Genomic DNA, 25,791 nt, shown 5'->3' on the forward strand with positions numbered 1-25,791 from the left:
GCCGGCCTAATCCACCGAGACCCGCACCACGCCGGCGCTCATCATGCCGAGCGCCCGCGCGGCCGGCACTGAAAGATCGACGATGCGGCCGCGGATGAACGGGCCACGATCGTTGACGCGGCACTGGATCGTTCGACCGCTATAGGACACTCTCAGCATGGTGCCGAAAGGACGCGTCCGGTGCGCGCATGTCAGTTCGCCACCTCTGCCAGCCTTGGCGTATCCGTAGTACGAAGCAAGCCCGCTTTCGGCGTGGGCAGCAGAAAAGGCAAAAAGCAAAAAGCTGGCAAGAAATACCAATAGCGTCGTCTGCGCTTGCACGGCACCCTCCCGGTTGCCCAGCCCGGCGCTGCAAACGTCGCTTTGTTCCCCAAAGTTCCGGAAACAGTGCCGGGCAATGCCCGGCAGTACCATCACACTTTGTTACTGTTTGTGGAACACCAGGGTGCGCACCTCGATGCTCTCGCGCGGCGCGGCATCTGGCGGCGTGGTCGGATCGACGAAGGCGGTGTGCGGCCCGAACCGCGTGCGGCCATCGGTTGCGGAATCATAGCACTTGAGCAGTAGCGCCTCGTCTGAGGTCATCTCGGGGAAATAGAACCAGCGGTGGTTCGGATTGTACCTTACCGAATAGGTCTCGCCGCGACGGTTGGGATAGATCAAATCGGAAGCGATGAGATCGTCGGGCGCAACCGTCGTGCCGTCAGCCATCGCCAGCGGTGAATCGCGCAAGGGGCCGCGGATCGGCCGCCACAGATTGATCACCTGGACGCGACCCTTCAGCAACTCTTCGGCTTCGTCAGGCAGATGCTCGCGCACGCGGTTGGCGCCGGAGACGGCGGTCTGGTCGACATGCACGCGCGTCGCCGGTTGGCGCGGGCCACCGCCACGGATGTCGGCGGCGCCCTCGATGCGCTTGCGCACGGTGTGGTCGAAGATGAAGACACGATCGGCCTTCAGCGTCGCGCGCAGGAACGCCTCCACGGCGGGATAATAGACGGCCCTGACCTCCTCCTCGTTGTAGAAATCCTTCACGCGGGTCGGATGACGCACCAGCGCGAAGCCTTCGCGATCGAGCGAGAAATTCTGCGCAATCAGCCGCGCATCAAAGATCGGGACCTGATGCGGCTCTGCAAGCGCCGTGCTCTTCGGCTCGCCCGGCGGCGGATCGAAGGCGTAGGTACGCGGCTTGCCTAAGACCGGCGCGAGATAATTGAATTCGGCAGTGACAAAGGGAAGCGATTCGATTTTTGTTTCTTGTAGGCCCATGGCCGGTCTCCCGATGTGGTCGTCTAAAGCATCTCGGCGGGAAGTGGCGTAGCGCAAGGGAGCGGGCGCAAATAGCAATGGGGATGTTGTCGGGGACGCGAAATGCAGAAGGAACGTTTCGAGAGCGGCTTTCGCGTAGAAGGGCGCATTCTCATCTCACGGACGCTTGAGCAATGCGTGAGATCTCGTGCCTCGGACGCGGCCGTGTCCGGAACAAGAGTGTATCCTACTCTAGCAGCGCACCGGACACGTGAGACGGATCATTCCGCGGCCGCGCCGCGGACAGCCTGATGCTTCGCAATCAGTTCACGCGTCAGCGGGATCAGCTCGCGGCCATATTCGATGGCATCAATCAGCGGATCGAAGCCGCGTATCAGGAAATGGCTGATACCGAGGTCGTAATAGTCGCCAAAGGCTTCCGCGACCTGCTCGGGCGTACCGACCAGCGCGGTGGTGTTGCTGTTGGCGCCGGTGAGCTTCGCGATCTCGGTCCAGAGCCGCTTGTCGATGCGGCTGCCCTGGTCGGCGAGCGCGAGCAGGCGCCGCGCGCCGGCCGTGGCGTGGCCGTCGGCGGGCTTGCGGTAGCCGGTCTTGTCCTGAAGCGCGGTCGCGCGCGCCAGAATGTTCTCCGCCTTCTCCCAGGCCTGCTTCTCCGTCGGCGCGATGATCGGCCGCACTGACAGGCTGAAACGCGGGGTCGGCCGCCCGTGCCGGACCGCCGCGTTGTGGACGCGAGAAGTGACGTCGCGTACCTGCGCATAGGATTCACCCCACAGCGCGAATGTGTCGGCGTGCTTGCCGGCAACGTCGATCGCCGCATCGGAAGCACCGCCGAAATAGACGCGGATGCCTTCCGGGCGATACGGCTTAACTTGCGAAAAGGCGTTCTCGACCTGGTAGTACTTGCCCCTGTAGGTGAACGGCCTGTCGCTGGTCCATTCCAGCTTGAGGACGTCGAGGAATTCGGAAGTGCGAGCGTAGCGCTCGTCCTTGTCGTCGAGCGTGTTGCCGTCCTGCCGGAGCTCGCTGGCATTGCCCCCGGTGATGACGTGGATCGCGACGCGGCCGCGCGAGAATTGGTCGAGCGCCGCGAACTGCCGCGCCAGCAGCGTCGGGGCGGTGAAGCCGGGCCGCTGCGCGATCAAGACGTTCAGGCGATCGGTGATGCCGAGGACGTGCTGCGCGACCTGGAGCGCATCGGGCGAGGTCGAATGAAACGCCAGCAGCGCACGATCGAAGCCGGCATTCTCATGCGCTTTCGCCACCGTCTCGATGTGGGTCGGATTGAGCACCGGCCCTTCGCGGACGATGGTCTCGGACGAATGGTTGTTGCTGATGAAGCCGATGAATTCGATCGACATGACCGTCTCCCTGATTTTTTCTGAAAGCTAGAGGCCCAATGCGGCGCGGCCGAGACCGCTGCGCGTGGAATCGTCCTGCGGTGTGTGCACGCGCCCGCACAGCACGTCGCGATAGTGGCGCTCCAGCGGATTGGTGCAACTGAGGCCGTGATTGCCGGAGAGCGACAGCGCATCCTCGACCGCCGCGACGGCATTGTTGGTGACGGTGAGCTTGATGACGTTGGACTCGCTCGCCGAGAGCTGGACGCCATCATCGAAATCACGCGCAAATGATTCGATCAGCCGTGCATTGACCGCGAGCCGCGCCTCGATGGCACCGACAATCTCCTGCGCCCGCGGCAAGCTCGCCAGCGGCGCGCCGAGGCCGGCGGGAACGCGCTGCTTCAGGAACGTGATCAGCCAGTCGCGCGCGGCGCGGGCGACGCCGTCATAGATCGCGGCAACGAATACCGTATGGATGGTCGCCTGCGTCACGTCGGGCGTGCGCCAATCCGCCGGCTTGCGGACATCGACCTCGGCGTCGAGCGGGATCACGACGTCATCGAAGATGACGTCATGGCTGCCGCTGGCACGAAGGCCGTGGTGGTCCCAGGTCTCGACGATGCGCGTGCCCGGCAGGCCCGCCGGCACCAGGAATTGCCCGACCCGCGGCTCCGCCTCGTCGGTCCGGGCCCAGACCAGGTACCATTTCAGGATCGGCGATCCCGTCGCATAGATCTTGTGACCGGACAGGCGCCAACCGGTTTCGGTGCGCCGCGCGATCGTCGCCGGCAGACCGCCGCGCGCGGGCGAGCCGAGCTCCGGCTCGACGCGCAGCGCGTTGATCAGCGCCAGGCCCTCGACGCTTTCGCGCGCAAGGTTGCGTGACAGCCGCGCCGGCCAGGTCGGGCTCCGCGACATGACGAGATGATTGATGTAATGCATTGACAGCACCAGCGCCGTCGACGGATCGGCCTTGCCGATGATGCCGATCACGCGCGCGGCGTATCGTGCGCCGGCGCCGGCCCCACCATGAGCCGCAGGAACCGTGAGCGACAACAGGCCCGCTTCGGAGAGCTCGCGAAAATTCTGGAAAGGGAAGCTGCCATTGCGGTCATGCTCGGCCGCGCGTGCGGCAAAACCTGCTGCCAGGTCTTCAGCACGCGCGATGTAATCGGGCTGGGTGGGGGCTGTGCGCCCTTTGGCTGCGGGAGTCACCATGTCGCATCCAACCCCAGCAGACCGAGAATCTGGCGGCGCAGATCGGCCAGATAGGGATCGCCGCGGTGGCGCGGATAGCGCCGGTCGACACGGATGTCGGCCTTGACCCGTGCCGGGCGGTCACTGAAGACGATGACGCGGTTGGCGAGCACCAAGGCTTCCTCCGCATCGTGCGTCACCAGCAGCGTGGTAAAGCCCTTGCGCTGCCACAGCGAGACAAGCTCGGCCTGCATGGTGATGCGGGTCAGAGAGTCGAGTTTTCCCAATGGCTCGTCGAGAACCAAGATCTTGGGATCGTTGACTAGCGCTCGCGCCAACGCGACGCGCTGCGCCATGCCGCCGGAGAGCTGGTGCGGATAAGCGTTGCGGAAAGACGACAGCCCGACGAGGTCGAGAGCATCGTCGACGCGGTGGCGCTGGCTCTTCAAAATGCCCTGGGCCTCGAGGCCCAGGGCGACGTTGTCCCAGACCGACCGCCAGGGAAACAGGGTCGGATCCTGGAACACGACCACGCGTGAGGGATGTGGACTGATGATGCGGCTCTCGTCCTCGCGCAGCGTTCCGGACCTCGGCTTATCGAGGCCGGCGACGAGCCGCAGCAAGGTCGACTTGCCGCAACCGGAGGGACCGAGCAGCGCGACAAACTCGCCGGGCTCGACGGAGATACTGACGTCGCTGAGGACGGGCAGCTCGGCGCCGTCGATGTCGAAGGCATGGCTGACCTGCTCGATATCGAGCGCGGCGCCGGCAGCCGGACGCGCGATCGCTTGAGCCAGAGCTACCATTTTACAGTCCCCTTCTGCCAGACCAGCAGGCGGTCGCGGATCGAAAACAGCAGCGTGATCGCGCCAGAGCAGAGCAGCGACATCACGATCAGTGCCGCATACATGTTGGCATAGGCGGCCCAGCCCTGCGCCCATTGCAGGTACCAGCCGAGCCCCGCCTTCACACCGATCATCTCGGCAACGACGAGCACCGCGAAGGACGAGCCGAGCCCCATGAAGAGCCCGACGAACACGTGCGGCAGTGCCGCCGGAATCGCGACCTTCAGCACCAGGAAGGACGGCCTGGCCCCCAAGGTCCGCGCGACGTCGTAATAGGCGTTGCTGACGCTGGCGACGCCGGACCAGGTCAAGACGGTGACCGGAAAGCCGGTCGCCAGCGCGATCAGGAAGGTCGAGGCGCTCCAGCTCGACGGGAACGTGAAGAAGGCAATCGGCAGCCACGCGGTCGCCGGCAACGGACCGATGAAGCGCAGCACCGGATGCACCCAATAACCGACTGCGCGCGACCAGCCGATCGAGACGCCGGTCAGAAAGCCGATCGTGGCGCCGACCAGATAACCGCCGAGCTGGAGTTTTACGGAGGCAAAGACACTGTCGAGCAGCTTTGGCAGATCATCGGTATAGACCTCGACGATCGATTGCGGCGGCGGAAAGAACGGCAGCGGCAGCCAAGCGAATTTTGCCGTCGCGACCTCCCACAAGGTCAGGAACGCGCCGAGCGCCACCAGCCAGGGCGCGCGCTTGCGCAAGCCGCGGCCTGCCGAGCCGAGATAATCGGCACCCACCGTTCCGAACAGGGCGACCGCAGCGACGATGAAGGCTGCAATGCCGATCGAATGCGTGCGCGACCAGTCGCCGACATCCTGCCACCACAGGCAGGACAGGCCAAAGCCGATCCAGGCGATGCTTGCGAGCACGCCGACGCCGGTCTCCCGGACCCAATTCGCAAGCAGTGGCGCGCGAGAGAGGCGTGGCGCGCCGGAGGCGAGGCCGTCAGACAGCGAATACGTCGACATAGATGCGCTCCGCGAATTTGGCCGTGTCGGTGCTCGGCTTGAAGACCTGCACGCTCTTCAGATCATCGGCGTAGGCCTTGAGCTCGCGCTTGAGCACGTCACCGACCGGATGATGGTGGTGGGTGTGGTAGCGCACCATGCCCTCGATGTCGGCGAGCGTGGCCGCCTTCGGTGCGTAGGGCCGCAACGATTGTGCGGCAATCGTCGCATGCTGCGCGGTAAACATCGCAGCATCGAGCAGCGCTTGCGTGATGGCCCGGGCGATCTGCGGCTCCTCGCGCACCAGGCTGCCGCGCAAGCCGAGAATGCAGCAGCTCTTTTCGCGATACTCGCCATCGAGATTGGAAGCGACTTCCTTGTACTGTGTATCCTTGAGCCAGAGATAGGCGAGCGGATCGGAGGACAGGAAGGCCTGCACCTCGCCCTTCTCCACGGCGACGTTGAGCAAATTGCCGGGATAGGCGCGCCAATCGACGTCTTTGATCGGATCGATGCCGAGCTTGGCGAGCTGGATCGAGAAGAAATTCTTGTCGGGGCCGGCGAGGTCGCCGACCGCGACGATCTTGCCCTTGAGATCGGCGAGCTTCGCGACGCCGGAATCGCTGCGCGACAGCACCCGCATGCAGCCGCCGTGGGTGCCGGCGGCGATCTTGACGTCAAACCCCTGCTCCAGCGGCTTCAGCCAGCGCAGCGCCATGCCGAGGCCGGCGTCGCTCTTTCCGGTCGCGATCGCCTCGAGCAACTGATCGGTCGAGCCGGAATAGTTGACGAGCTCGACGTCGAGATTGTGCTTCTGGAAGAAGCCGTGCTCGATGGCGACCGGCACGGGCGCGAGGCAGACCGCGCCGGCATTCCACGACAGTTTCAGCTTGCGCGGAGCGCCAGTGAGCGCAGGTGCATTCGATGCCGTCTGGCACAATGGAAATTCCGAGAAGTCGACGCCGGGCGCGAACCCGCGCGGCGCAAACGCGTGTGCCGCACCAAGGGCGCCGAACGGCGCAGCGAAGGCTGCCGCAAGCCCCGCCTGGAGCAGATGGCGCCGGTCCAGCCTCGATCCACCGCGCTTGTCGTCGTTGCTCATCGGTCCCACTCCTGCGCTGGCACGGCTCCGCTACATGCGCAACGGCTCGCGTTGCGCATGTTCCGTACGGAGCTGCGTTTGAGAGAAAATCTTTTCGCCGGCGCTTCACGCGCCGCGTTGATGCGATGCGCAAATGATGCGGCGCAGTCGCCGCATCGTCAATGAAATGGAATTTCGAATGTTTGGCGAAGCGAAGTCATTCTCTCCATCGCCACCCTCGCGAACGATGAAAGGATTTTCACCGCTGCATCGTTTGGCAGAGCGCCGGGCTTCCCGCTCCCTGCTTCTTTCCTACGCAATTTCGGCCGCGCACACCGCACTTTCTCGAAAGCATCACTTTGCTAAAACGTCCTTGCCTGCCGCCTCTGCAATACGGATAGCCATTTCATTGACTGCGCAGCGCGCGGTCATAGACTTCATCATCTTGCTGCATCGCTCGCTCACGCGTCGTGAGCAAACCAACAAGACAGGCCACATGCGCATCAACTCCCATCATCATCCCATCACCCGCCGTCTCGCGGCATCGCTGCTTGCCGCCGCCCTCACCTTGTCGACAGCCGCCGCATCGTTCGCGGCCGACACCGTCGTGCTGCGCGTCGGCGACCAGAAAGGCGGCAACCGGTCGCTGCTCGAAATCTCCGGTTACACGAAAGACCTGCCCTACAGAATCGAGTGGTCGGAGTTCCCCGCGGCCGCGCCGATCCTGGAAGCGCTCAACGCCGGTGCGCTCGACGTTGGCTATACCGGCGATCTCTCGTTCCTGTCGGTCTATGCGGCCGGCGCGCCGATCAAAGCGATCGGCGGGACGAGGTCAGACCCGAAGACGCAGGCCATCCTGGTGCGCCAGGATTCGCCGATCAAGTCGGCCGCCGACCTCAGGGGCAAACGGCTCGCCGGCACGCGCGGCGGCTGGGGCCAGTTTCTGATCGGCGCGACGCTGGAGAAGGCGCAGATCAAGCTGGAGGATGCGACCTTCGCGCCGCTCGGACCGGTCGACGCCAAGATCGCGCTGCTCGCCGGCTCGATCGATGCATGGGCGGTGTGGGAACCCTACGTCTCGTTCGCGACGCTGAAGGACAAAGCCCGCGTGATCGCCGACGGAGAAGGCCTGACGCCAACCATCACCTTCATCGTCGCTTCCGACAACGCCATCGCCATCAAGCGCGCGGCGGTGCAGGATCTTGTGCAGCGGCTGAACAAGGCGCGGCTATGGTCGCTTGATCACCTTTCCGACTATGCCAAGAACACGGCCGAGCTAACCAAGCTGCCGGAAGACGTGCTGCTCTCGGCCTACACCGCGCAGCGCACCAGCCCGATCGTGATCGACGAGAACGTCGTGAAGGAGGTGCAGGAAGCCTCCGATCGCTCGACGCGCTATGGCATCCTGCCGAAAAAGCTCGACGTCGGCAAAGCCGTCGACCGCAGCTTCACGGCTGCGGCCGCAGGATCGAACTAATTGGACCCGGCGGGATGCGCAGGCTTCGCCTCGAGGCCGGCCCGCTGCATCTCGCCGCGATCGTGCTCATGCAATTGGCCAGCATGAGCATGATCGTGTGGCTCGCGCTCTAGCCGCGCAAAACGTTACCAATATCCACGATAGTAAGGCCGGTGAAAGACCCGATACGGCCGGTAGTAGCCGTAACGATAGCCGTAGTACGGACGATACGGCCGATAGTATCGCGGATAAGCGTAGGCGGGCCCATAGCCGTAATAAGCCGGGGCATAACCATAGCCGTACCCCGGGTAGCCATAGCCGCCGTAGTACGGGCCGCCATAGTAGCCATAGGCGTAAGGCGCGGTGCTGGCGGCGATGGCGCCGCCGATGATCGCACCGGCCGCGAGGCCGCCGAGACCCCATCCCCAGCCGCCGCCGCGCCAATGCACCTGCGTGACATCATCGCCGACGGCAGCCTTCATGGTCGCGACGTTGGTCGGCATCGGACCCGCCGCGGCCTGCTCGATTTGGCCGGCCATGACCACGCCGGCCAGCGAACAGGCAATTGCCGTTTTCCAGATCCTCATCGTCTTACTCCCTGTCTGACGTTTCGCTTGGAAATGGATCGCATCGCCATGATCGAACATCCTTGCGCCTAGTCAAAGCCTCGAATTTGCGTGCGGCGCACAAGTGCCCTTCACGTCTCGCTGCGAGACGGCCGCTGGCGGGCCAGCGCGCCTGCTCGGTCGCCATGTGACACCGGCGCGACGCCGGAGTTCGGTGGCCAAGAACGGCATCAGGGCAAAGCATTAAGCTTCCCGCGCTCGCAACTAACAACCTACTTCCCGATTTACTATTCGTACCGTTACTATCGGTTCCAATGGGCGCGGGACCGCGGGGCTTCTCGCGACAAAAGGCCTCGGCAAGCGCCAGAGCGCGGGAGGATGACATGAGTGCCGTCGGTAGTGAACCGCTTGCCCGCCAGGCGCTGGCGTTCGTCCTCGCTGGCGGACGCGGCAGCCGGCTTTTGGAGCTGACCGACCGGCGCGCCAAGCCGGCGGTCTATTTTGGCGGCAAGTCCCGCATCATCGACTTCGCGCTGTCGAACGCGGTGAACTCCGGCATCCGCCGCATCGCGGTCGCCACCCAATACAAGGCGCACAGCCTGATCCGGCACCTTCAGATGGGCTGGAACTTCTTCCGCCCCGAGCGCAATGAGAGTTTTGACATTCTCCCGGCGAGCCAGCGCGTCTCCGAGAACATGTGGTATGTCGGCACGGCGGACGCGGTCTACCAGAACATCGACATCATCGAATCTCACGCCTGCCGCTTCATCGTCGTGCTGGCCGGCGACCACATCTACAAGATGGACTACGAGGTGATGCTGCGCGAGCATGTCGAGAGCGGCGCCGATGTCACGGTAGGCTGCCTCGAGATGCCGCGCACGGAATCATCGGGCTTCGGCATCATGCATATCGACGAGAAGGGCTGGATCCAGTCCTTCCTGGAGAAGCCGAAAGACCCGCCGCCGATGCCCGGCAAGCCGGACGTCTCGCTGGCCAGCATGGGCATCTACGTGTTCAATGCGAAATTCCTGTTTGATCAGCTCAGGCGCGACGCCGAGGACCCGGACTCGAACCACGATTTCGGCAAGGACATCATTCCATACCTCGTCAAGAACGGCCGCGCGTTCGCGCACCAATTCTCGACCTCCTGCGTGCGCTCCAGCAGCCACAACGGCGCCTATTGGCGTGACGTGGGCACCGTCGACGCCTATTGGTCCGCCAATATCGATCTCACCGATGTCGTACCGGAGCTCGACCTGTTCGACCGCGCCTGGCCGATCTGGTCCTATGCCGAGATCACACCGCCGGCCAAATTCGTCCACGACGAGGAGAGCCGGCGCGGCCAGGCCGTGAGCTCGCTCGTCTCGGGCGGCTGCATCATCTCCGGCGCCTCGCTGCGCCGCTCGCTGCTGTTCACCGGTGTCCGCATCAACTCCTATGCCAATGTCGAGAATGCCGTGATCATGCCCTACGTGAATGTTGGGCGCGGGGCTCGCTTGAAGAACGTCGTGATCGACCGCGGCGTCGAAATCCCCGAGGGCCTCGTCGTCGGCGAGGATACCGAGTTTGACGCCAAGCGCTTCCGCACCACCGAGCAGGGCATCTCGCTGATCACCCAGCCGATGATCGATGGGCTCAATAAATGACGCCTGTTCGCGTCCTCGCGGTCGCTTCTGAAGTCTACCCCATCGTCAAGACCGGCGGCCTCGCCGATGTCGCCGGCGCGCTGCCGGTTGCGCTGAAGGCGCATGGCGTCGAGATGCGCACCCTGATGCCCGGCTATCCCGACGTGACGCGGCTGCTCGCCGGAGCGGAGGAAATCCGGCGCTGGCCGGATTATTTCGGCGGGCCTGGACGCCTGCTCGCAGCCTCGCACGACGGCCTCGATCTGTTCGTGCTCGACGTGCCGCATCTCTATGCGCGGCCGGGAAATCCCTACGTGACCAGCGAAGGCGTCGACTGGCCGGACAACGGCGTGCGCTTCGCCGCGCTCTCGCGCGTCGCCGCCGATATCGGCCACGGCCTGGTTCCGGCTTTCGTGCCCGACATCATGCACGCCCATGACTGGCAGGCGGGGCTTGTGCCGGCCTATCTGCATTATGACAACCGACCGCGGCCCGGCACCGTGATGACCATTCACAACATGGCCTATCAGGGCAAGTTTGCTCCCGAGCTGATTGGCGCGATCGGCCTGCCCTGGCACTCCTTGAACGTCAACGAAATCGAATATTTCGGCTGCATCAGCTTTTTGAAGGCGGGCCTGCAATTTGCCGATCGCATCACCACGGTGTCGCCGACCTACGCGCGGGAGATCCAGAGCGACGAAGGCGGCATGGGATTCGGCGGTCTGCTTCGCGCACGCGCGAGCGTGCTCAGCGGCATTCTCAACGGCATCGACATCTCGGTGTGGAATCCGCAAACCGATCCGCACATCGCCTACCGCTTCGGCGCGGAAGACCTGACGTTCCGGGCCGCGAACAAGGCGGCGCTTCAGCAGCAGTTCAATCTCGATTCCTCCGACGAGGCGCCGTTGCTCGGCGTCATCAGCCGCCTGTCCTGGCAGAAGGGACTCGATCTCCTGCTCGAGGCCATTCCAACCATACTGGGTGAAGGCATGCAGCTCGCGCTGCTCGGCAGCGGCGATCGCGATCTGCAGGACGGCTACCAGGCCGCCGCACGCGCCAATCCCGGCCAGATCGGAGTCGTGATCGGCTATGACGAGATCCTGGCGCATCTGATCCAGGCCGGCTCGGACGCGCTGATCGTGCCGTCGCGCTTCGAGCCGTGCGGCTTGACCCAACTCTGCGCGCTGCGCTATGGCGCCGTCCCGATCGTGTCGCGCGTCGGCGGGCTCGAGGATACCATCGTCGACATCAGCGAGGCCGACGCATCCGGCCACGATGCCACCGGTTTCAAGTTCAGCCCCGTGACGGCGGACGCCCTCGCCGGCACGCTGCGCAAGGCCAACACCGTCTTCCACGACAAGCTGACCTGGCGCCGGCTGCAATTGAGCGGCCTTGCGACCGACGTCTCCTGGCGCAACCGCGCCGGCGACTATGCCGCGCTCTACCGCGACCTCATGGCGGCCCGCGCGTGAGGCATGGCCGAATCCATGCTATAGAGCCGGGATGGACCCCTTCGCGATCAAGCTGCTCGGCTTTGCCGCCGCCACCTGCACCACCGTCGCCTATGCGCCGCAGTTCATCAAGGTCTGGAAGACGCGCTCGGCGCGCGACATCTCGCTCGGCATGTTCCTGGTCATGGTGCTGGGCCTTGTGCTCTGGCTCCTCTACGGCCTGCTCTCCGGCGACGGCCCACTGGTCGCCGCTAACGCCATCACCATGGTGCTCGCCGGCGGCATCCTGTTCATGAAGCTGAAATACGGGTGAGGATGACTCTCTCCCTTATCGGAGAAGGAAGATCACCCACCAAACACATAAGACGCCATTGCCACGCCCGCGACCTCGTCGACGAAGACGCGGCGGCCAATGTCGCTGCCGGCGGCGCCGGCGGCGACCATCAGCGGCAACAGATGGTCCTCGCGCGGATGCGCGAGGCGCGCGCTGGGCGCGTTCTCCCAGTCGACGAGCATGGCGTTGCGCCGTGTCGCATCCGGATTGCTGATGGCCTCGTTCAAATAGGCCTCGAAGTCGTACGAGACCGGCTTGGACTCCGGTCGATTGAAGCCGCGCATGTTGTGATAGGTCAGCCCGCTGCCGACGATCAGGACGCCGTCGTCGCGCAGCGATGAGATCGCCTGCCCGAGCCTGATATGCTCGGCCGGATCGTAGCTCGACTTCAGCGACAGCAGCACGATAGGCATGTCGGCGTTCGGATACATCAGGCCGAGCGGCACGAAAGTGCCGTGGTCAAAGCCCTGATCGGGATCCTCGCGGCAATCGAGCCCGGCGCGCGTCACCAGCGCCTTCACTTCGGCTGCGAGCTCGGGCTGGCCCGGCGCCGGATATTTAAGGTGATAGGTATGCTCGGGGAAACCGTAATAGTCGTACACCATCGGCGGATGCGCCGAGGTCGACACGGTGAAGGCGTCGGCCTCCCAATGGCCAGTGATGACAAGCACAGCCTTCGGCCTTTTCGGCAATACTTGCGGTAATCGGCCGAACTCCGCGGCGGTCTTCGCATATTGCACCCGTCCGTCCTCCATGAACGGCCAGGGGCCACCACCATGCGACAGGAACAGGGTTGGAAATCGCGTCATCAGGCTCGTCTCGCTGGCAACAGGCGCGTGCGAGCTGCCCGCGCAGTTCGCGCCGAGCATAGGCAAACCGGGATGGTTAGCAAGCCGTTAACGATTTGCCTTCCAAAATCCCGCCGTGGCCGAAGCAGTCGGCCTGAAGACAAGTGAGACGTGAGATGAGGAAGTTTGCGCTGGGGGACGTCGTCAACAGTGACAAGGGTCGCCGCGGCGTCGTCCGCGCCGCCTACAAGTCGCGGGACGGCCAGCAGTTCTATGCCATCGAGAAGGACGGCGCGATGGACTATCTGGAGGAAGACCGACTGAGCCCGGCGCCGCGCGTCGAGCTCGCGGCATAAATCCCACTCATTTCCTGCCCTCACCTGCGATCCGATCGAGACGCTCCGCGAAGGGGGTCGTCTCCGCTCGCGATACGATCGTCCGCGATCAGCAGCAGCCGATCACGGTCTGCGGCCGCGTCCCAATGGGGCAAACCGGAGCCATTGGGATCGCCGCTTTTCGCAAAATTGATCCAATAGCCGCGGATGCGGCTCGCGACCTCGCGATCTGCTCGCGAGAAGATTCCTGCACCGGGCACGCCTTCGACACCGAAGATGAACTGCAACTCGCGTCCATGCCCATGATCAGGATTTGCGCGCTGCGCTTCAGGCACATAGCCAAAGCGATAGCGGAAGGTCAGCGCGCCGCTTGCGGCATGCAGGCGCGCAAGCAGCCTCACCGGCTCGGAGAAGTCCTTGTCGGTGAAGAATCTTGCGGCGCGATCCGATGACCTCGCAAGATCCGGATAAAGGCTGCGCAGGTCATCGCTTGTGACGCCTGCTGACGCCAGCTCCTCCTCCACACTGAGTTCGCTGTCGAAACCCGTCTCGTCGTCGTTCGAGCCGATGATCAGGGGAATGCGGCTTTGGTGTCCCGCTGCAAAGCCCGCGGCGACGTCCTCAGTCACCAGGCTTCTATCCAGCATCGGCGCAAAGCTGCGCGGCGATTTGTCCAGCAGCTGTTTTGCGACGGCAAGCAAGCGGCTCGGCCCAACTGCGCGCAAGTCCGTCCGCTCTCCTAGCGCGGCGACGAACTGGCGACCGACAGCCTCCGCCTCTTGCGCCGAGCGAAGGCGCGCACGACCGGGGATCGATTGCAGAATGGCTTTGTGGAATAACCCGCGCGTCTGCCGGCACAGCATCAGCAGCGCGATCGACGTCGCGCCTGCGCCGTTGCCGAACAGGGTGACGTTGTCTGGATCGCCGCCGAACGCCGCGATATTGTCGTGCACCCAATGCAACGCCGCGATCTGGTCCATCAGACCGTAATTGCCGGAGCCGCTTTCCGACAGCGCGGGATGCGTAAGCCAGCCGAGCACACCGAGGCGATAATTCACGGTGACGACGATGAGGCCGGCCTGCGCCAGCCTGGCGCCGTCGAACAGCGGATCGTTCGCGGTCCCCGTGACGAAGGCGCCGCCATGGATGAACATCATCACCGGTAGCGGACCATCGACTCCGAAGGGACGAAACACGTTCAGCGTGAGGCAATCCTCGCTCGCGCCAGGCAGCGACGGTTGAAGACAAGGCGCGCCGTAGTCGTAGGCGGTGCGCATGTCCGAGCTCTCGGCCGTCGGCTGCGGTGGGCGCCAGCGCAGCGGACCGACCGGCGGCGCCGCGTAGGCAAGCCCCTTGAAGGAGGCCACCTCACCTTCGACGGCGCCAAGCATCTGTCCTTCGCGCGTCAGCGCGAACGGAAACTGTCCGACCGGCTGGGCCAGGGCCAGGCCGGCGCAGCCCAGAACCGCGGAAGTCGCAACAAGCGCGAGCAAGGACCGCATCTTCTAGATATCTCGATGCGAGAAAGGGTTCCCGGCAGGTTATGTCCCTGACCGTCAGCGAGGCAAGTCTCTCGCCGCGTCTAACTCCCCTTGGCCAGGAGCTCCGCCAGCGCGCGGCGGGCGACGATGCCGAGCTCGCCAAGCGTGGAATGTCCCGACTGCGCCGCCTCGATCAGGCGCTCGGCGATGAACCTGCGGCTGTCGTGATCGCCGCCATGCGGCAGTTGGCGGCACGTCTCCTCCAGGACGACGTCCATGTTCGCTTTGGTTCGCTCACTCAACTCTGTCATGACGCCCTGGGTACGCGTGGCTAGTAAGCGCAAGCATACACAGAAGGATGTAGTCTGATTAGCCCGGACAATCCCGGCGATTGTGCATCGCGATGCGTGTATCGTCACAAGCTTCGCGTGGCCACGATGACGCCGCAAACGACTACCGAAGATTGCACTTGTCCTGATGACAAGCCGAACCTGCAGCGATAGCCTGCCGGCAAAACAAAATACACGGGAGAAATGCCATGCCTGACGCAATGGTCGCCGCACGCGAATCGAGGGCGGCGAGTGGAGCAGCCCAACAGGTCGACGTCGCCGTGGTCGGCGCCGGGTTTGCTGGCCTCTATCTCCTCCATCGCCTGCGCAAGGCCGGCTTCAAGGCGATCGCCCTTGATGAGGCCGGCGACGTCGGCGGCACCTGGTACTGGAACCGCTACCCGGGCGCCCGCTGCGATATCCAAACCATCGATTACAGCTACACCTTCGATCCGGAGCTCGAGGCGGCCTGGACCTGGTCCGAGAAATACGCGACCCAGCCCGAGATCCTGCGCTATCTCGGCTTCGTCGCCGACCGCTATGACCTTAGGCGCGACATTCGCTTCAACACCAAGGTCAGCGCAGCCACATGGGACGAAGCGACGGGGCACTGGCAGCTCACCACTGACAACGGCGCGCCGGTCTCCTGCCGCCACTACATCATGGCGACCGGCTGCCTTTCGGCGCCAAAGCCGCCCGAGATCGACGGCGTCAAGGATTTTGAGGGCGAAGTCTATTTCACCGGACGCTGGCCGCATGACGGGGTCGATCTCGCCGGCAAGCGCGTTGCCGTGATCGGCACGGGCTCGTCCGCCATCCAGTCGATCCCGCTGATCGCCGAACAGGCCGCGCATCTGACCGTGTTCCAGCGCACGCCAAATTTCGCGCTGCCCGCGCATAACGGCCCGGCGCCCTCGGACCGCATGAGCCTGCTGCAAAGCGACCGCGCGGCCTATCGCGCGCAGGCACGCCAATCGATGGCCGGTGTGCCCTATCCTCAGCAGACCGCGGTGAGCTGGCAGCTCAGCGACGCCGAGCGTCGCGCGCGCTTTGAAGAGGCATGGGGCAAGGGCGACCTCGTCTATATCCTGACCCAGCTCTGGGCCGACCAGGCCGTCGACGTCGACGGCAACAAGATCGTGCAGGACCTGATCCGTGAAAAGATCAGCGCCGCGGTCAAGGATCCCGAGACCGCAGCGGCCCTGATGCCGCACGATCATCCGTTCGGCGCCAAGCGTCCCTGCCTCGATACCAATTACTACGCGACCTTCAACCGGCCGAACGTCACGCTGATCAATCTGCGCCAGGAACCGATCAAGGCGATCACCGCAACCGGCATCACGACTGCCAAGCGCAGCGTCGACCTCGACGTCATCGTGTTCGCGACCGGTTTCGACGCCATGACCGGAGCGATCCGTGCCGTGCATCCGATCACGGGACGGGGCGGCCGATCGCTCTCGGATGTCTGGGCGCAGGGACCGCAGACCTATCTCGGCCTCACGGTCGAGGGCTTCCCGAACTTCTTCATGATCACCGGCCCCGGCAGCCCGTCGGTGCTGTCGAACATGGCGGTGTCGATCGAGCAGCATGTCGACTGGGTCGTCGATCGCCTTGCGGAGCTGCGCGATGCCGGCTTCACCACGATCGAGCCGACCGAAACGGCGCAGGCCGCCTGGGGCCGGCACATGGCCGATTGTTCGATGCTGACGCTGCATCGCCTCGCCAACACCTGGTACACGGGCGCCAACGTGCCCGGCAAGGTCCAGGGCCTGATGCCCTATACCGGCGGCGTCGGCCCCTATCGCAGCATCTGCGACGAGGTGGTCAGCCGCGGCATGCTCGGGTTCAGGCTGACCGGCCCCAACGTCGCGACGCAGTGCAATGACGGCGAGGTGGTGCGCCTGCAGCCGGACGTGCGGCTGGTGCTGAACCTGCTGACGTCGCTGAACCTGCCGCCGATCGAGTCGATGGGCGCGCTCGGCGCCCGCGCCTTCGTCAACGAGTTCAACAAGGGCCGGCCTGCGGGGCGGCCGATCGGCGACATCGTCGACGGCACCCTGCCAGGTACCGACGGCACGCTGCCTTACCGTGTCTACAAGCCGGCAACGCCGGGCCCGCATCCGCTCGTGGTCTATTTCCACGGCGGCGGCTGGGTGCTCGGCGACGAGCAGTCGGACGAGCCGTTCTGCCGCGACATGGTGCGGCGGACCGGCATGATCTTCGTCAGCGTCGGCTATCGCCATGCGCCGGAGCACCGCTTCCCCACCGCCGCCGAGGACGGCTATGCGGCAACGCGCTGGATCGCCGAGCATGCCGCCGAGCTCGGCGGCATGCCGGGGCCGGTGCTGGTTGCAGGCTGGAGCGCCGGCGGCAACATCGCCGCTGTCACCTGTCAGCTCGCACGCGACCGCGGCGGTCCCGAGATCGCCGGCCAGCTCCTGGTCTGCCCGGTCACCGACTGCACCTTCGATCGGCCCTCTTACAACGACAATGCGACCGGCTACTTCCTGACGCGCTCGCTGATGTACTGGTTCTGGGACCTCTATTGCTCGCCGGCCGACCGCACCGACCCGCGCGTCTCGCCGCTCCGCGGCAAGCTTGAAGGATTACCGCCGGCCTTCGTCGTCACCTGCGAGTTCGATCCGTTGCGCGACGAGGGCGTCGCCTATGCCGAGGCGATGGCCGCCGCGGGCGTTCCGGTCGAGCACCTTCGGGCGCGCGGCCATTTCCACTCGTCGTTCGCGATGGTCGATGTGGTGATCACCGGCGTGCCCGGCCGGGTGCAAATGGCCGGAGCCTTGCGGCGCTTCGCGGGACTTCCGCCGGAGGTCAGCCGCGGCGACGAGAGCAGCCGGGGCAATGACAGTCCGGGGCACAGAATCGCGGCCGCCGCGAGCTGAATAGGGACAGGGCCGCCGGGAACCTTTTCCCGGTTGCCGCGTTGAATGTTCGTGGCATTGAGATGCAGCGACAAGTGTGTAGGCCCCGGCACGCGACCCCGTGTGCTGGGGTCGTCTTTTGCGTGAGGCAGGACGATGGGGGACGTGGTCGGGGAGTCAAAGGTCAATTTCGGCGCGCTTGCGGTGCTGTATAAATGGCCCTCGCTTGCAAACCAGCGAAGGCTGGACAGAGATCCCTACCAGGTGAGTGAAGGCACGCTCGACGAGTGCATCTCGGTCTTCATGCAGAAGCCCGCGACGACTCGGCACCTCTATGAGATTCGCACCGTGGCGCAACCACCGCTCGTCACGGAAATCCTTTCGCCCGAGCATGTCATCGAGCTCTCGCGCTTAAGGGAATTTCTCTGACGGCCTTCACAAGCACGCGAGCAGGAACCTTCTTCCGGTTTTTCCCGTTGTCAGGGATCGGAAGCAAAGACGTGAGCGCCTCAAGATGCTTGACGCCGGCGTGTCATCTCCCGTCGTGCCCTACGGCGCAGACCAGACCCTGTTCGTGGTGATCGATCGCCGCGACGAGGCGACCGAAATCCGCATCGAGCGCAGCGATCTCGAAACCACCATCGGCGAGCTTGTCGCCGGATGCTTCAACGACCCGATCAAGGTGATTTCATTCAACACGCTCGAGCATTGGATGAAGGACATTTCGACCGATGTCGCCGGCGAGATCCGTGCGCGCTGCGACATCGACGGTGTAGAGCTGCCTGATTATCTCAGCGACTTCGTCGAAAGCCACCGCTGAGCGGGCGTTGTTTCAATTGCGCAGATAGGGAAGCAAGCGCGGATGCGCTTAGCTCGTGGTTCGCCGGAGCTGGGCGCGCCGGTGCTTGCCGCCGATCACCTCGATCTCGCGGCGGCGCTCGCCCGCGAAGGTCAGCAGCTTTTCGATTGTCAGCGCATCCGTGATCCGTTTGGCAAGCCGCTCAGCGCGCGCGGCCTGATCTTCGAGATACTGGATCGTGTTCAAGCGCCGCCTCCCCAAAGCCCCGGATTTGCTGGACAGGTATGGTGCGACAGAGCAACTAACAGCCGGTTAAGCGCTGCGATGGGCTTGAGGCTCATTGCACGACATCGAGGCGGACATTGGTGATGCCTTTGTCGACCATGCCGAGCGCCTCGGCCGCGGAAGGGGAGATATCGACCACGCGTCCGCGAACATAGGGCCCGCGATCGTTGACCCTGACGGTCACGAAGCGGCCGGAGGAGGTATCGGTCACCCGCAGCTTGGTGCCGAACGGCAGGCTCGGATGCGCCGCGGTCAATTCGTTCTTGTCGAACTTCTCGCCGCTTGCGGTCTCCGTATCCGAATAGAAGCTGGCAACGCCATGCGAGGCGGTCTGCTTTGCGTCACCGTCGGAGCCGCGCGACCTTATGATCGGCCTTGGATGCAGCGCCGCCACCCTGTGCGGGCGCTCCACCGCGGCCTGCCGGCTGGTGCCGGCGAGATCGGCCTTCTGGCGGCTGACCGGCGATTGCGCGCAGGCGGCGAGCGAGGCGGCGCTGCCGATCGCGAGCAGCAGACGGCACGAGGTTGCGAAGGAAATCCGGGCAGTTTCGGCACGTGCAATGCGAGACATGGTACGCCCTCCGAACGGACCCGATTTTCGGTGGGCAATGAGGGCAGAACCTTGTCGGAACAAAAGCAGGGCTGAGGCCGCCGCCGTTTCGCGCCAGCTGTGACGATTCCACCACACTGGCCTTGTCCTGAATCGGAACAGGCGCGGGTTCAGCCCGAGACGACGCGCCAGCCGATCGGACGGGCCTCTGGTTGAACCTCGCCAGCTTCGCTGTCTCCCTTCAGGAGCCGCATCAGCTCACGCCGATAGAGCCGCCGCCAGCCTGTCTTCAGGCTGACGAGAAAGTCGAGCTCCAATTGTGTCGGCGTGAACATCATGAACCTGATCCAGTTGCGCGGGCGTCGTCAGCCGACGAGGCCGCCCATCGGCTTGACGTCGGCGCTGCCGGGGAAGACCGTCTCGGCGAGAACCTTCTCCTCGACGCGCAGGTGATCCCTCAGAAGGCCCTTCAGCACGGCACGCAGATCCGTGGTCGGCTTGAGGTCGCGATCCTCATAGAGCTGCGCCGGCTTCAGCCCCGGCCAGTCCGCGATCACGCGGCCACCCGCAAGTCCGCCACCGATCAGGAAAGCGACCGTGCCGGTACCGTGATCGGTGCCTTGCGTGCCGTTGATGCGCGCGGTGCGCCCGAACTCGGTGACGACGGCGACGACTGTCTCCTGCCACGCCGTGCCCATATTGCTCTCGATTGCCGCAAACGCGCCGTCGAGCGCGCCGAGCAGGTTGTAAAGCTGACCGGAGGCCGCGCCTTCGGCAATGTGCGTGTCCCAGCCGACGAAGCCCATGGCGCCGACGCGCGGTCCGTCAGGCTTGGCGAGATAGCGCGCGGCAGTGCCGGCAGCCTCGGCGAAGTAGGCACGCACGCGCGCCATGCCCGGAGGCGCCAACGTCGGATCGTCCGACATCGGATCGCCGATGCCAGCTGCGCCGCCGAGTGAAGCGAGCTTCATGCGCCCCTGCAGCACGGTCGCGAGCTTCGGATCGGTGTGCTGATAGAGATCGAGCAGACGGTTCTGCGTATCCTCGCTTGCCGGCAGCAGCTTCTGCGGCACCCATGTCATCACTGGAGCGGCGCCACGTACCACCAGCGGCGTCACCGAACCAATGCCAAGCGCGCGGCTGCCGCGCGGATCGACGCGGCCGCCCGATTCCAGTGCGAGCAGCGCGCGGTTGAGCCATCCCGAGCTGGTCATGCCGGGCTTGACAAGCCCGCTCTCCAGCACGTCCTGGCCGTCGAAATGCGAGCGCTCGCGATAGGGCGTCGCCGTGGCGTGAACGATGGCGGCCTTGCCGCTCTTGTAGAGCCTGTGCAGGTTCGGCATCGCCGGGTTGAGGGCGAAGAAAGAATCCAGCGGCAGAGCCGCCGGCTTGCCATCCAGCACCAGGGCGCGGTCGCCGCGCAAGGGGGTCCAATCGGGATCGCCGACCGGCGCCACAGCACCTAGACCATCGAGCGCGCCGCGCAGGACGATGACGAGCAGGCGCGGGTCGCGTCCTTCGGCGTGCGCGATCCGCGGCATCTGGCTCCATGCGAACAGTGCACCGGAGCCGACCAGAAGCTCGCGCCGCGTGGGCAGGTGATTGACGAATCCCATGCTCACCTCCTCTGAAAATCCGCCGACATGAACAACAGCGCCAGCGCCTGCTGCCGACTCTCGGCACGGCTGACCGCTTGCTTCGCCTCGGGCGCGATCTGCGAAGCGAAGACGTCGTCGATAATGGCTTGCGGATCGGCCATGCCGGCGACGCGCTCGGCAAAGCTGCTCGCGACGTCGAGCCGCCGGCCGACGCCGTCGATCCAGCTGGCCTCGTCGTCCGGATAGCCCTTGGGCGCGGGGGGACGCCACAGCGGCTCGCCGAGCAGCTGCTGGCCGCCGGTGTAGAGGACGGGATCGACCTGCGTGATACCGGTTGCGCGCACCATCCCGACGCCCCATTCGCCTGGACGCTTGAGCTTTGACGGCGGCGCCCGCCAGGCCTCGTCCGACGACACCATCGCGATGGCGACCTGCTTGAGATCGCCATCGGTATCGCGAAACGTCTTGGCCATCTGCTCGACCAGGGGCGGCGGCGGCTCGTCGGCGACGAAATGGCGCGCGAGCTTGGTCGCGACATGGGTCGCCGTTGCCGGATGAGCGGCGAGATCGCGCAGCACGGCGCGGCCCTGCTCGACATCCTCCTGCTCATAGCGCTTGCCGAGCACGGTCTGTCCGCCGGGCTCGTGCAGCCGCGGATTGAAGGTAAACTCGCCGCCATGCTGCGGATCGGCGCCCGGCGGCACCAGCGTCCAGCCGGTCATGACGTTGGCGAAGCCGATGACGTCGTCCTGGGTGTAGCCGGTGCGCACGCCGAGCGTATGCAACTCCATGATCTCGCGCGCGATGTTCTCGTTGAGGCCGCGGTTGCGGTTGATGCCGGCGATCGAGTTCGCTCCCATTGAGTCGAGATTGTCGAGATAGAACAGCATGGCCGGATGGCCTTCGACGGCCTGCAGCAAGTCGACGAAGCGGCCGAGCGCATGGGCGCGAACCGCTTCGCGCTCATAGGCGCCGGACATGCTCTGGATCTTGTTGGCCGAGATGCAGAAATGGTTGGACCAGAACCAGACCAGCCGCTCGGCAAAGCCGATGTCGGCGGCGAGCGCGGCCTCTGTGCGCAGCTTGGCCTCCTGCAAATACGTGGGACGTCCGGGATCCGGAATGGCCTCGGCGGCCTGCTTCGCCGCCGTCTCTGCAGCATCTTTCTCCTGCGCATAGCCCAGCGCCTGCCCATCGGGCTGCGCCTGAGCCTGATCACCCGAAACCATCTGCTGCTTCTTGGCCTGTTGCTGCGCCTGCTTGGCGCGTGCCGCTCGCCGGGCATTGGCATCGGCGACGGTGCGATAGGCCTTCGCGCTGGAGGGCAGACCGCTCGCCGCGGCGAGCGCGAGGGGGCGGTCGAGCTCGGCGATCAGCGCGCCGCGCGCGTCGCTCCCGACGGAGGCAATCGATCCTGGCCGCGGCCCCATTCCGAAGCGGTGCAGCGCCAGCACGGCTTCGGCCTTTGCGGAATTGCTCATGGCGAATGCCCGATTCTTCGCTACGGTCTGTAATGCTACGCATAGTAGCATTTACGAGGGCGCACGCACAAGCGGAGATTGTAGCAGCCCCCCTCAAGTCATCCGGTACCGACGCTGTGCCTAGAAATTCGGCCCGAGCGCGATCTTCGTGATCGTGCCGTTCTTGACACCGATGCGCCATTCCGCCGAGCCGTTGGCGAACTGGGCGATATAGATGTCGCTGTCGAGCGCGGTAACGCCGCGGAAGGAGACCGCGCGCAACGCGCCGAGCCGCGCCAGGATCGCCTGATCGAAAGGAAGCTGCTGACGCGTTATGTCGGCGACTTCCGACGTCATGTGCTCGTAGTCCGGCTGCCCCTTGCCGAGATTTTCGATGTAACGGCGGAGCATCTCCTCGCCATTGGCGATCGGAACGGCGCGGCGCGCGGCGCGCCCTGGGCGCGCGCCAACGTTTGAGGCTTCGACATTGTGGAAGCGTGTCTGCCGGCCCGGCACCAGGATCTCCAGACACCGTCCCGACTTGTCGGCGATCATCCAGGGATTGTTCACGGTGGTGGTGGTGAACCAGGTCATATTGGACCTGACGATCTGCGCCTTGCGATTGCCGTCCGCATCGAGATTGGAGACCTGGATGTCGTCGCCCAGCTCGTTAAAGATCATGACCCTGATCGGCGACGTGCCGGCGCGACCGCGAACGTTCGCCTCCTCCGCGCAAGGCACGATGCCGCCGAGCTCGTCATTGCCGTCGGCGCGGAAGATCACATCGCCCGCCTTGCCGTCCGGCTCGATCAGCAGGCGGATTTCCGCGCTACCGTTCTCGAACTTCGCGCCATAGATGTCGTATCCGCCGGGGCCGACGCCGCGGAAGAAAATCGACTCCACCGCGCCGAGCGCTTGGAACGTCGTGCGCATTTCATCGAGCAGCCGGTGGGCCTTGGCCGCGAGCGGCGCGCTCATGCGATCATAGTCCGGCGTGCCGCGGCGCAGGTCTTCAATGCCGCGCAGGATCATCTCCTTGCCGCCGGCCGCCGGCACCTGCTCCCTGAATCTGTCGGAGACCTTCGCGAGGCGGCGCGCGAAATCCGCCTCGACCGCCTGAGCCACCGCCGCATCGACGCGGGTGGCGAGGCGGGCACCGAAAACTGCGCTCTGCAACAGCACGCGCGAAACCTTCGAATGCTCGTCGCGCAAAAAGATCACGAGATGGTCGCCGCCGAAAGAAAAGGCGTCGGCGCCCTCGACGAGCATTTGCGTGGCACCCTGCCCGGTCTCCTGCAACCAGAGACGGTCGCCGTCGCGGCGCACGGTGAGCACGCGGTTCGGCGCCAACCGGTACCAGCCGACATACTGATCGAGTAGCGCGAGCTCCGCGGCCGCGGCCGGCAGCTCGGCGACGCGAACCGCGCGAATATCGCGGCCGTTCATGCGCAGTGTCAGCTCGGAGGAGCGGCGTTCCGCATCGAGCGCGAAAGTGATCTCGCCCGAGGAGGCCGCGTAGGACGCCGTGCCGTTCTTTCCGACCGTCAGAGGCAATCGAGGTTGGCCCGTGAGCTGGCCATAAAGCTCGCCGCCCTCGCGGAAGATCGCGAACACCGATGTCGGCCCCATGGCATAGAAATTGACGAAGGGGCGGTAATGTGGAGCCGGGACATCGGCGAGATCGGCGGTGACGGGCGCGAGATCCGGTGTGCGATAGGCGATCATGCCGGCGGACACGATCACGGCGGGGACGATCGCGGCCGCGATCGACAACCGTTTGCGCCAGCCGACCGCGACCGGCATCGCCGCGGCTGCGATGATGCGCTCGATGCGGCCGCGCACGGTCGAGGCCCGCGCCATCGCGAGCTCAAGCGGCCGCGGCTTCATGCTGGCGGCAACATCGAGCAGGATCTCCGCATAGGACAGCCGGTCGTCGATCACCTCGACGGCCCGGGCATCGCTGATGATCTCGGCGAGCTCGGCAAGTCGCGTAAGCTGCCACCACGAGAACGGGCTGAACCAGAACACCGCGCGATTGAGCGCGGCAAGCAGCAGGACGTAGAAATCGCGATTGGCAACATGCGCACTCTCGTGCGCGAGCACGGCGAGGCGCTTCTTCGCATCCCAGCCGGCAAATTGCGGCGGCACCAAAATGGTCGAGCCGAAGGTGACGGGACCGCCGACGTCACGACTGATGCGGACGTCGGCAGCGATAAGCTGCGCACCCTTCATCGGCGCCGCCGCCCGTGCCATGCGCCAGGTTAAACAGAGGCCGATCAGCAGCCGCAGCAGCAGGCAAGTGGTGACGCCGGCATAGATGACCGTAGCGATCAGCCACCAATCGATCGGGAGCCCGCTTCCGGCCGGTGAAACAATCGTCGCGCCCGATGCGACCGGCAGCGACGGCTGCGGCATCTCCAACATCGAGATGTCAGTCGGCAGAAAATCGCCCGGCGCGGGCACCGGCAAAGGCGGCCGGGCGATCGTCAGCGTCGGCCAATGCATTATGAAGGGCATCGCCAGCGACGCCAGCAGCACGACTATCCATGCCGTCATGTGAACGTGCGGATTGCGCACGCGAAACAGGATGAGACCGGACCAGACGACGCCTCCCAGCGCGAAGGAGCGCAGCGCCGCCTCAGCCAGAGTTGCGATCATCTTTCTTCACTCCCCTCGCCTTCTTGGCCTTGGCCACCTGGTCGGCCAGCGTGCGCAGCTGCTGCTGGTCGAGCATCGCATTGTCCACCATGCCGACGAGGACCTCCTCGACCGAGCCATTGCAGAACCAGTCGACGATGCGCTGCACCGCCTTTGCGGCTACGCGCGCGCGTGGTTCGGCGGCATGGTAGACGTAAGTGCGACCGTCGACGGTGTGGTTTGCATAGCCCTTTTCTTCCAGCCGGCGCAGCACCGTGCGGACCGTCGATTCCTTCAGTCGCCGCGACAGACGCTCGCGCACGGTCTCGGCGGTGACGGGACCATGGGCCCAAACCAATTGCATGACCTCACGCTCGAGGTCGCCCAGTTCGGGCAAACGATCGTCCATGGCACCTGACCTTGCTTGAAATCCTGTAGCGCTACAGATCGTCGCATAAGCGGACGCAACGCGCAACGGCGATTCTACCTGAAATGGTATCGCCGTGCTGACCTAAGTGCGGCCGGAC

At 65.0% G+C, this 25,791-nt stretch carries 26 protein-coding genes; 8 read left to right on the top strand and 18 right to left on the bottom strand.

Translation table 11 applies throughout. The annotated features are described in order from the left end of the window. Positions 1 to 6: 6 nt before the first annotated feature. From IVB12_RS34230 to IVB12_RS34260, 7 genes are all read right to left on the bottom strand, one after another. Positions 7 to 321, bottom strand: a complete 315-nt coding sequence (locus IVB12_RS34230) for a septal ring lytic transglycosylase RlpA family protein (RefSeq protein ID WP_247306399.1) — start codon at positions 319 to 321, stop codon at positions 7 to 9. A gap of 102 nt (positions 322 to 423) precedes the next feature. Further along, positions 424 to 1,269, bottom strand: coding sequence for a CmcJ/NvfI family oxidoreductase (locus IVB12_RS34235; protein WP_247306401.1), 846 nt, complete (start codon positions 1,267 to 1,269; stop codon positions 424 to 426). Positions 1,270 to 1,529: 260 nt separating this feature from the next. Beyond that, on the bottom strand, positions 1,530 to 2,630 hold the full coding sequence (locus IVB12_RS34240) for an LLM class flavin-dependent oxidoreductase (RefSeq protein ID WP_247306403.1): 1,101 nt from the start codon (positions 2,628 to 2,630) through the stop codon (positions 1,530 to 1,532). Positions 2,631 to 2,657: 27 nt separating this feature from the next. After that, on the bottom strand, positions 2,658 to 3,830 hold the full coding sequence (locus tag IVB12_RS34245; protein WP_247306405.1) for an acyl-CoA dehydrogenase family protein: 1,173 nt from the start codon (positions 3,828 to 3,830) through the stop codon (positions 2,658 to 2,660). Then, the gene (locus IVB12_RS34250) at positions 3,824 to 4,615 is read right to left on the bottom strand and encodes an ABC transporter ATP-binding protein (protein WP_247306407.1); all 792 of its coding nucleotides are present in this window, start codon (positions 4,613 to 4,615) and stop codon (positions 3,824 to 3,826) included. Before IVB12_RS34250 ends, IVB12_RS34245 begins: the two co-directional genes overlap by 7 nt. Next, entirely contained in the window at positions 4,609 to 5,631 is a 1,023-nt protein-coding gene (locus tag IVB12_RS34255) for an ABC transporter permease subunit (protein WP_247306409.1), read from the bottom strand. Before IVB12_RS34255 ends, IVB12_RS34250 begins: the two co-directional genes overlap by 7 nt. Continuing rightward, positions 5,609 to 6,712, bottom strand: a complete 1,104-nt coding sequence (locus tag IVB12_RS34260) for an ABC transporter substrate-binding protein (protein WP_247306410.1) — start codon at positions 6,710 to 6,712, stop codon at positions 5,609 to 5,611. The genes IVB12_RS34255 and IVB12_RS34260 overlap by 23 nt, the downstream gene beginning before the upstream one ends. Positions 6,713 to 7,187: 475 nt before the next feature. Here IVB12_RS34260 and IVB12_RS34265 point away from each other — a divergent pair, with 475 nt between their 5' ends. Beyond that, on the top strand, positions 7,188 to 8,168 hold the full coding sequence (locus IVB12_RS34265; RefSeq protein WP_247306412.1) for an ABC transporter substrate-binding protein: 981 nt from the start codon (positions 7,188 to 7,190) through the stop codon (positions 8,166 to 8,168). Positions 8,169 to 8,293: 125 nt separating this feature from the next. Here the strand turns inward: IVB12_RS34265 and IVB12_RS34270 are convergent, their stop codons facing one another. After that, positions 8,294 to 8,734, bottom strand: coding sequence for a hypothetical protein (locus tag IVB12_RS34270; RefSeq protein WP_247306415.1), 441 nt, complete (start codon positions 8,732 to 8,734; stop codon positions 8,294 to 8,296). A 362-nt stretch (positions 8,735 to 9,096) separates the two neighbouring features. On the opposite strand from IVB12_RS34270, the gene glgC reads away from it, so the two are divergent. The 3 genes from glgC to IVB12_RS34285 are packed head-to-tail and all read left to right on the top strand — an operon-like array spanning position 9,097 to position 12,102. Further along, complete coding sequence (gene glgC / locus IVB12_RS34275) at positions 9,097 to 10,359, top strand: glucose-1-phosphate adenylyltransferase (protein ID WP_247306418.1); 1,263 nt, start codon at positions 9,097 to 9,099, stop codon at positions 10,357 to 10,359. Beyond that, complete coding sequence (gene glgA, locus IVB12_RS34280; protein ID WP_247306421.1) at positions 10,356 to 11,810, top strand: glycogen synthase GlgA; 1,455 nt, start codon at positions 10,356 to 10,358, stop codon at positions 11,808 to 11,810. The genes glgC and glgA overlap by 4 nt, the downstream gene beginning before the upstream one ends. Positions 11,811 to 11,841: 31 nt before the next feature. Beyond that, complete coding sequence (locus IVB12_RS34285) at positions 11,842 to 12,102, top strand: SemiSWEET transporter (RefSeq protein WP_247306424.1); 261 nt, start codon at positions 11,842 to 11,844, stop codon at positions 12,100 to 12,102. A 32-nt stretch (positions 12,103 to 12,134) separates the two neighbouring features. Here IVB12_RS34285 and IVB12_RS34290 read toward each other — a convergent pair whose 3' ends face one another. Further along, the gene (locus IVB12_RS34290; protein WP_247306427.1) at positions 12,135 to 12,932 is read right to left on the bottom strand and encodes a class III extradiol ring-cleavage dioxygenase; all 798 of its coding nucleotides are present in this window, start codon (positions 12,930 to 12,932) and stop codon (positions 12,135 to 12,137) included. A 155-nt stretch (positions 12,933 to 13,087) separates the two neighbouring features. Here IVB12_RS34290 and IVB12_RS34295 point away from each other — a divergent pair, with 155 nt between their 5' ends. After that, positions 13,088 to 13,267, top strand: a complete 180-nt coding sequence (locus tag IVB12_RS34295) for a hypothetical protein (RefSeq protein ID WP_247306430.1) — start codon at positions 13,088 to 13,090, stop codon at positions 13,265 to 13,267. A 20-nt stretch (positions 13,268 to 13,287) separates the two neighbouring features. On the opposite strand, the gene IVB12_RS34300 is transcribed toward IVB12_RS34295, so the two are convergent. Continuing rightward, positions 13,288 to 14,748, bottom strand: coding sequence for a carboxylesterase family protein (locus IVB12_RS34300; RefSeq protein WP_247306432.1), 1,461 nt, complete (start codon positions 14,746 to 14,748; stop codon positions 13,288 to 13,290). 80 nt (positions 14,749 to 14,828) lie between these two features. Continuing rightward, on the bottom strand, positions 14,829 to 15,005 hold the full coding sequence (locus IVB12_RS34305; protein WP_247278565.1) for a hypothetical protein: 177 nt from the start codon (positions 15,003 to 15,005) through the stop codon (positions 14,829 to 14,831). A 260-nt stretch (positions 15,006 to 15,265) separates the two neighbouring features. On the opposite strand from IVB12_RS34305, the gene IVB12_RS34310 reads away from it, so the two are divergent. The 3 genes from IVB12_RS34310 (at position 15,266) to IVB12_RS34320 (ending at position 18,755) form a co-directional block, all read left to right on the top strand. Next, the gene (locus IVB12_RS34310) at positions 15,266 to 17,956 is read left to right on the top strand and encodes an alpha/beta hydrolase fold domain-containing protein (RefSeq protein ID WP_247306435.1); all 2,691 of its coding nucleotides are present in this window, start codon (positions 15,266 to 15,268) and stop codon (positions 17,954 to 17,956) included. Between the two features lie 135 nt (positions 17,957 to 18,091). Continuing rightward, positions 18,092 to 18,364, top strand: a complete 273-nt coding sequence (locus IVB12_RS34315) for a hypothetical protein (protein ID WP_247306439.1) — start codon at positions 18,092 to 18,094, stop codon at positions 18,362 to 18,364. An 85-nt stretch (positions 18,365 to 18,449) separates the two neighbouring features. Beyond that, positions 18,450 to 18,755: a hypothetical protein gene (locus IVB12_RS34320; protein ID WP_247306442.1), complete on the top strand. Its 306-nt coding sequence runs from the start codon at positions 18,450 to 18,452 to the stop codon at positions 18,753 to 18,755. A gap of 48 nt (positions 18,756 to 18,803) precedes the next feature. On the opposite strand, the gene IVB12_RS34325 is transcribed toward IVB12_RS34320, so the two are convergent. The 7 genes from IVB12_RS34325 to IVB12_RS34355 all read right to left on the bottom strand — a co-directional run bounded on the left by IVB12_RS34325 (position 18,804) and on the right by IVB12_RS34355 (position 25,673). Next, entirely contained in the window at positions 18,804 to 18,980 is a 177-nt protein-coding gene (locus tag IVB12_RS34325; protein WP_247306445.1) for a hypothetical protein, read from the bottom strand. A 91-nt stretch (positions 18,981 to 19,071) separates the two neighbouring features. Further along, complete coding sequence (locus IVB12_RS34330; protein WP_247306447.1) at positions 19,072 to 19,590, bottom strand: septal ring lytic transglycosylase RlpA family protein; 519 nt, start codon at positions 19,588 to 19,590, stop codon at positions 19,072 to 19,074. Between the two features lie 149 nt (positions 19,591 to 19,739). Continuing rightward, positions 19,740 to 19,907, bottom strand: a complete 168-nt coding sequence (locus IVB12_RS34335) for a hypothetical protein (protein WP_247306450.1) — start codon at positions 19,905 to 19,907, stop codon at positions 19,740 to 19,742. 27 nt (positions 19,908 to 19,934) lie between these two features. Continuing rightward, a complete protein-coding gene (locus tag IVB12_RS34340; RefSeq protein WP_247306452.1) occupies positions 19,935 to 21,185 on the bottom strand; it encodes a DUF1501 domain-containing protein in 1,251 nt (416 codons plus the stop codon). Between the two features lie 2 nt (positions 21,186 to 21,187). Continuing rightward, positions 21,188 to 22,648, bottom strand: coding sequence for a DUF1800 domain-containing protein (locus IVB12_RS34345; protein ID WP_247306453.1), 1,461 nt, complete (start codon positions 22,646 to 22,648; stop codon positions 21,188 to 21,190). 120 nt (positions 22,649 to 22,768) lie between these two features. After that, positions 22,769 to 25,285 (bottom strand): M56 family metallopeptidase, encoded by a 2,517-nt coding sequence (locus tag IVB12_RS34350; RefSeq protein WP_247306455.1) that lies wholly within the window; start codon positions 25,283 to 25,285, stop codon positions 22,769 to 22,771. Continuing rightward, positions 25,266 to 25,673: a BlaI/MecI/CopY family transcriptional regulator gene (locus tag IVB12_RS34355; RefSeq protein ID WP_247306457.1), complete on the bottom strand. Its 408-nt coding sequence runs from the start codon at positions 25,671 to 25,673 to the stop codon at positions 25,266 to 25,268. The genes IVB12_RS34350 and IVB12_RS34355 overlap by 20 nt, the downstream gene beginning before the upstream one ends. Positions 25,674 to 25,791: the final 118 nt, after the last annotated feature.

Origin of the sequence: Bradyrhizobium sp. 179 (genome assembly GCF_023073535.1) — a bacterium.
Lineage (GTDB): Bacteria > Pseudomonadota > Alphaproteobacteria > Rhizobiales > Xanthobacteraceae > Bradyrhizobium.